The organism is Psychrobacter sp. TWP2-1-2 (assembly GCF_049896785.1).
Taxonomy (GTDB): domain Bacteria; phylum Pseudomonadota; class Gammaproteobacteria; order Pseudomonadales; family Moraxellaceae; genus Psychrobacter.
Genome location: NZ_JAFCVA010000006.1, coordinates 201185 through 207437, shown reverse-complemented (window position 1 = coordinate 207437; position 6253 = coordinate 201185). Strand labels below are relative to the sequence as shown.

Below are 6253 nucleotides of genomic sequence, written 5' to 3'. Positions count from 1 at the left end.
CTAAAGCACTTCCGTAGTATTGCGACTAGATACGAGAAATTGGCTCGTAATTATAAGTCTATGCTGTATCTAGCTTGTACTATGATTCATTGCAAACTGAATTAGGGACACGCCCTAGTAAAGTTCATCACAAATTGGCTTTTAAAGTTGCGCACATTATTCTCATAGGTGAGCAAACCAGTCGTGAAGCGATGGTAATCACTCATATTTTTGGCATTGACCATCAACATAAAATCCGCATCACCGGACACCTCATAACAGCTCATCACTTGTGGTTGTGTATTCATCAAGCGCTCAAACCGATGTTGCATCGAAGTGTTTGAGCGCGCCATCTCTATCATCACCACTGCCGTAAGCCCGTAGCCCACCTTGTTTGGGTCAACGATAGCGACTTGCTTGGTAATGACGCCATTGCTGATTAATGCTTGAATACGGCGCTGGGCAGTAGCGATAGACACATGCACTTGTTCTGCCACGGTTTTTAATGGCAAGGTCGCATCGTCCTGTAATAAATTTAAAATCGCTTTATCGATATCATCTAAAACTTGGCTCATGGTGTTCTCTCTTTTAGAAAGCATTTTATTCACTGGATTTTTTATAATTATTATCACTATAAGTCAAAATTTAAGAAAATATTTATTTTTAAAGGTTCTAAAAGCTAAATTTATTCATAAATAAAGTTTTATAGCAATAATATCTCACTGTTACTGAGTAAAATAGACGCTAACAATTAAAACCTAGCAACCAAAGCTTAACCCTAACAAGTAAAAGCTCACAGCTGGTTTTCTAATATCTATGTAAACTTACGGTGCTTTTATGTCTACTTCAATGCTTTCTACTGTCTTTGTAAATACGCTAGCAACGACTGTCTCGCGCTTGCCATTGCCAGCGATTTGGACGGCGGGTAGCGCACAGCAACGCACATTAATATTGGGCGTGGCATTAGCAGTGCTGTCGAATTTGTTGTTTGGCGTACTTTATGCTTACAGCAGCTTTTTGGCGCCATTGTCAGGTACGCAAGTCTTTATCTGGCGGATGCTGGCAATGTGGGCGGCATTGATAGGATATTTGCTGATCAGTGGGCGCTTAGGTTTTCACATCGATAAACTCAAAGCATTAGGCTCTGTTAAACAATGGGCGTGGTTATTATTACCGACACCTATATTCTTAAGCCAGTTTTGGTTGTTTATGTGGGCACCAGTCAATGGGCAGGGCGTACAAACCGCGATGGGTTATTTTTTATTCCCACTCATGATGGTAGTGTTTGGTTGCGTCTTGTTTGGCGAAAAAATAAGCCGCCTGCAATGGCTAGCGGTGGCTTTTGCAGCAGTGGGTGTGTGCAGTGAAATCATTCGTACGCAAAGTGTCTCTTGGGCAACGCTTTGGGTCTGCGGCACGTACCCGCTATATTATATTTTACGCCGCATACAAGGGATTGGCGCGGTGACTGGGTTATTGGTTGATTTGACGATATTCGCACCATTTGCTTTGGCTTACTTATTGCTGTTTGCGCCGAGCAGTTTAAGCTTAGTGAGCGGTTCTGGCTTTTTTATCCTGATGCTGGCGGGACTTGGTGTCATGAGCGTGCTTGCCATGAAAACCAATGTCGATGCCAGTCAGATGCTACCAGTCAACGTCTATGGCATGATGAGCTATTTGGAGCCTGCTTTATTATTCATATTGGCAATCACCGTATTAGGCAACCCGTTTGAATCGGCGATGATCTATAGCTATGGCTTGATTTGGGTAGGCATCGCATTTTTAGTGGCTCATGGGGTGCGCAAATTACGTAGCGCTCATAAACAATCGCAAACAACAAAGATTGCGCCAGTTGTTTGAGGGTTGATAAGTAAAATAGATTGAACAAATAAAAACGGACGATTCAGCATAAAGTTGAATCGTCCGTTTTTTTAAGATTAACACCAATCTGTTGAAAGATGGCTTTAATCTAAATCCTTCTTAAAGCCACGCTGCTTATCACGTTCCCAATCACGGTCTTTAAGCGTTTTACGTTTGTCGTGTTGTTTTTTACCCAGTGCCAAGCCAATTTGACATTTCACCAGCGAGTTTTTCCAATAGCAAGATAATGGCACGCAGGCATAGCCTTTTTGGTTGACTGCGCCCATTAACTTTTCGATTTCGCGGCGATTGAGCAGCAGTTTACGGGTACGGATACTATCAGGACTGACATGCGTCGAGCTGGATAGCAGCGGCTGAATATGGGCACCAAATATAAATGCCTCATTATTACGAAAGATAATATAGGCTTCCGTAATGGTCATTTTGCCCGCACGAATGGCTTTTACTTCCCAACCTTGTAACGACAATCCTGCTTCAAACGTTTCTTCAATAAAATACTCGTGTCGAGCTTTTTTATTGGCACAAATTTGATTCTCTGGTTTTTTTGATTTTTTTGACATAATTTCTCCATAAGGACTGCCTACAAATACAAAGTCCTTATCTGACTAGTCCTACTGATTCCTCATCCTAACTCAATAAATGGCATTGTCTTTTATTTGGTTTATAAAACGGATGAGTCGAACCGCCTATTGTAGCAAAGCCTCTAACAAAAATGTAAGTCGGCTATTAGGACAAATGTAGCCAATATAGTCGAAGTCATTTAAGGTGGTCACACAGCAATCGGGCGCAAACAGAAGACTGAGTACATTAAGTGAGTTTAAGGCGGTAACTATTTACAAATGCATCGACGATAAGTATTAAGTTTGAGCAAAATTTGCTAGCATATAGCCTACTATTACTGACCCTATTAGCCACGCTATGAGCCACTCTACTTCTGCTAACTCCTCAAAGCTGCACACTAGAATTTTATATCCTGGTACCTTTGATCCTATTACCAATGGTCATGTGGACTTGGTCATACGCGCCACCAAACTGTTTGATGAGGTTGTTATTGCGGTTGCCTCAGGACATCATAAAAAGCCTTTATTTAACTTTGAGGAGCGCGTCGCCTTAGTCGAGACGGTATTTGCTGACTTACCACAAGTATCGGTCGTGGGTTTTGAAGGTTTGCTCGTTGACTTTATGCGTGAAAAAAATGCCACTGCTGTCTTACGAGGTCTGCGGGCGATGTCAGATTTTGAATATGAATTTCAGCTGGCCAATATGAACCGTGAGCTTGATGAAAACTTTGAAGCGGTGTTTTTGACGCCATCGCAGAATTACTCATTCATCTCCTCGACGATGATTCGAGAAATCGCCAAACTCGGTGGTGATGTGACTAAATTTGTCCCACCATGTGTGTCACAAGCTTTTGCTGAAAAACTCAATCTTAAATAGCAAAATACCTGCTGATAATTAAGATGTGTTGAATATTTAAACGCATCGAAATCGTCAAAGCCAACGATACAAGTGTTATAAGAAAAATATAAGGAGCAGTCTATGGCGTTATTAATTACTGATGAATGCATCAACTGTGATGTGTGCGAGCCTGCCTGCCCAAACGAAGCCATCTCAGAAGGCGATGATATTTATGTGATTGACCCTGATTTATGCACCGAATGTGTCGGGCACTTCGACGAGCCGCAATGCGTGGTCATCTGTCCGGTTGACTGTATCCCGCATGACCCAAACCACGTCGAAACCCAAAGCGATTTGATGTCAAAATACAAACGTATTACTGGTCAGTAATGCGTTGCAGATTATGTTATGGGTGTATGAAAGTGCTAAAACCTAGGAATAATATGACGAATACGGATATTCAAATGGTAGGACGTTTTTTTAAAAATAAATGCTTTTCGATTGTGGGCATACTATGACTATGAGTACTGCTACCAGCGACTTTGACCAACAGCACCTTTGGCATCCTTATGCCAGCTTACCGCCCACTTATCCAAATATCGTTATCGACCATGCTGAAGGTATTTATATCGTCACTAATAATGGCACGCGCCTAATTGACGGTATGTCGTCATGGTGGGCGAGTGTCCATGGCTATAATCATCCAGTGCTCAATGCAGCAATGATTGAACAATTAGGCAAAATGGCGCATGTGATGTTTGGCGGCTTAACCCATCAGCCAGCGATAGATTTGGGTAAAAAATTGCTTTCTATCGTACCTAATGGACTCGATGCAATATTTTATGCCGATAGCGGCAGCATTGCCGTCGAAGTGGCATTAAAAATGGCATTGCAATATCAAATTGCTGCTAAGCGTCCACAAAAGTGCCAATTTGCCTCGACCCATTCAGGTTATTATGGTGATACGTGGCATGCCATGAGTGTCTGCGACCCTATCAATGGCATGCATAGTTTATACGGTAAACAGCTGCCCATGCAGCATTTTGTGCCAGCTCCGCCACTGGGCTTTGAACGTGATATTACCCAACAGGAATATGATGAATTAACGGATTTCTTTGATAAAAATAGCGATCAGCTCGCCGGTTTTATTATCGAGCCGATTATTCAAGGCGCAGGCGGGATGCGCTTTTATAGTCCTCAGTATTTGCAGCTGCTTCGCAAATTGTGTGATAAATACAAAGTAGTACTAATTGCCGATGAAATCGCCACGGGTTTTGGTCGTAGTGGCAAACTGTTTGCGTGTGAGCATGCTGCTATCAGCCCTGATATTATGACCATTGGCAAGGCGCTGACTGGTGGCTATATGACTTTTGCGGCGACTTTATGCACTCGCAAAATTGCTGATACCATCCATAACAGTGACTATCCCGCACTGATGCATGGTCCTACTTTTATGGGAAATCCATTGGCGTGCGCTGTCGCGTGTGCATCGATTGATTTGATTTTGTCTTACGATATTGAAGCACGTACTGCAAATATGCAACGGACTATGGAGCAGCAGCTAGCGCCAGCTGCGCTGCTAGAAGGTGTTGCTGAGGTACGTTGTTTGGGTGCGGTCGCAGTCATTGAGCTAGACAATTCCGTTGATATGCCGACCTTTCAAACCTTGCTGATTGAAAACGGTATTTGGGTCAGACCATTTGGTAAATTGGTTTATATCATGCCGCCTTATGTGATTACAGATGACGAACTTGCTACCCTTTGCCAAGCATTGTTAAAAGTAGTCAGTATTTATTTAACGCAAAAAGGTCAATAATGAGCGTTCTCTTTATCTCCGGTATCGATACCGACATCGGCAAAACTTATGCGACGGGTATGATTGCCAAAGCGCTTATGCAGCAAGGTATTGATGTTATTACCCAAAAGCTGGTGCAAACTGGTGTCGCAATAAATCTAGATAGTGGCGAGATGGGAATTGCTGATGATATCCTTACCCATCGTCAGTTGATGAACCTTCCGTTGCAACCTTGCGACCTTAATTTCACCACTTGTCCATATCGTTATGAGAAGCCTGCATCACCGCACTTAGCGACTCGGTTATCAGGGGAAGTGCTAGATCCTGAACAGATCACTAGTGCCACCAAACGATTGCAAGCTGAGTATGACTTGGTATTACTAGAAGGTGCTGGTGGGTTGCTCGTGCCAATAACGGAGCAGTTATTAATTTTAGATTATATTGCTGCTCAAGGTTATCCGATTGTTTTGGTTACTTCTGGTCGTTTGGGCAGTATCAACCACACATTACTGAGTTTAGAGGCAATAAAAGCACGTGGGTTATCGGTACATAGCATCATTTATAATCATATCCATGACGATGCTGCTCAGACGGATGTTGAGATTGCAAATAGCACAATTGATTTTCTACAAAACTATCTAGCACAGCATTATCCAATTGTGCATTGGTTAGCCTTATCTGTACAGCATGATGGCAGTGGCAATATGGATTTTATACTCCCTAAAAACTTTATATAAATCACCTTTAAAAATAAGCTAAAAAACTTTCCGAAAGCAAGATTAATTTTGCTATACTAGCGCGCTTGGTAGACTAGGCAATCGCCGCTGCACACTGGCAACAGACATGCAGGGGAGGAAAGTCCGGGCTACATAGGGCAGCGTGCCAGCTAACGGCTGGGCAGGGTAACTTGACGACCAGTGCAGCAGAGAGTAGACCGCCTTTGGCTTATATGAGTATCGCAAGATATTCATGTCATCGGTAAGGGTGAAAGGGTGCGGTAAGAGCGCACCGCGTGTCTGGCAACAGTTCACGGCATGGTAAACTCCACGCGTAGCAAGACCAAATAGGCATCGGCATGGCGCGGCCCGCGTTCGATGCGGGTAGGTTGCTTGAGCGTACGAGCGATTGTACGCCTAGAGGAATGATTGTCCACGACAGAACCCGGCTTATCGGTTTACCAAACCTTTTTTATTGTTCGTG

General features: G+C 43.2%; 7 protein-coding genes, 1 other RNA gene and 1 pseudogene. 7 read left to right on the top strand and 2 right to left on the bottom strand.

Going from position 1 to position 6253, the window contains the following annotated elements; genetic code table 11:
• Positions 1 to 105, top strand: a pseudogene (locus tag ACP7AE_RS07915) (IS5/IS1182 family transposase); the annotation flags it as partial.
• Here ACP7AE_RS07915 and ACP7AE_RS07910 read toward each other — a convergent pair.
• Positions 102 to 554, bottom strand: a complete 453-nt coding sequence (locus ACP7AE_RS07910) for an Lrp/AsnC family transcriptional regulator (RefSeq protein WP_426242337.1) — start codon at positions 552 to 554, stop codon at positions 102 to 104. The pseudogene ACP7AE_RS07915 and the gene ACP7AE_RS07910 sit on opposite strands and share 4 nt — an antisense overlap.
• 262 nt (positions 555 to 816) lie before the next feature.
• Here ACP7AE_RS07910 and rarD point away from each other — a divergent pair, with 262 nt between their 5' ends.
• Positions 817 to 1839: an EamA family transporter RarD gene (gene rarD, locus ACP7AE_RS07905; RefSeq protein ID WP_426242335.1), complete on the top strand. Its 1023-nt coding sequence runs from the start codon at positions 817 to 819 to the stop codon at positions 1837 to 1839.
• 104 nt (positions 1840 to 1943) lie between these two features.
• Here the strand turns inward: rarD and smpB are convergent, their stop codons facing one another.
• Positions 1944 to 2420: an SsrA-binding protein SmpB gene (gene smpB, locus ACP7AE_RS07900; RefSeq protein WP_045453654.1), complete on the bottom strand. Its 477-nt coding sequence runs from the start codon at positions 2418 to 2420 to the stop codon at positions 1944 to 1946.
• Positions 2421 to 2778: 358 nt separating this feature from the next.
• Here smpB and coaD point away from each other — a divergent pair, with 358 nt between their 5' ends.
• From coaD to rnpB, 5 genes are all read left to right on the top strand, one after another.
• Positions 2779 to 3297, top strand: a complete 519-nt coding sequence (gene coaD / locus ACP7AE_RS07895; RefSeq protein ID WP_426242333.1) for a pantetheine-phosphate adenylyltransferase — start codon at positions 2779 to 2781, stop codon at positions 3295 to 3297.
• Positions 3298 to 3399: 102 nt separating this feature from the next.
• The gene (locus ACP7AE_RS07890; RefSeq protein ID WP_149490624.1) at positions 3400 to 3648 is read left to right on the top strand and encodes a YfhL family 4Fe-4S dicluster ferredoxin; all 249 of its coding nucleotides are present in this window, start codon (positions 3400 to 3402) and stop codon (positions 3646 to 3648) included.
• Positions 3649 to 3778: 130 nt separating this feature from the next.
• The gene (bioA, locus tag ACP7AE_RS07885; protein ID WP_426242330.1) at positions 3779 to 5074 is read left to right on the top strand and encodes an adenosylmethionine--8-amino-7-oxononanoate transaminase; all 1296 of its coding nucleotides are present in this window, start codon (positions 3779 to 3781) and stop codon (positions 5072 to 5074) included.
• Positions 5074 to 5790, top strand: coding sequence for a dethiobiotin synthase (bioD, locus tag ACP7AE_RS07880; protein ID WP_426242328.1), 717 nt, complete (start codon positions 5074 to 5076; stop codon positions 5788 to 5790). The genes bioA and bioD overlap by 1 nt, the downstream gene beginning before the upstream one ends.
• A 65-nt stretch (positions 5791 to 5855) precedes the next feature.
• An RNA gene (rnpB, locus tag ACP7AE_RS07875) (RNase P RNA component class A) lies at positions 5856 to 6238 on the top strand.
• Positions 6239 to 6253 lie beyond the last annotated feature (15 nt).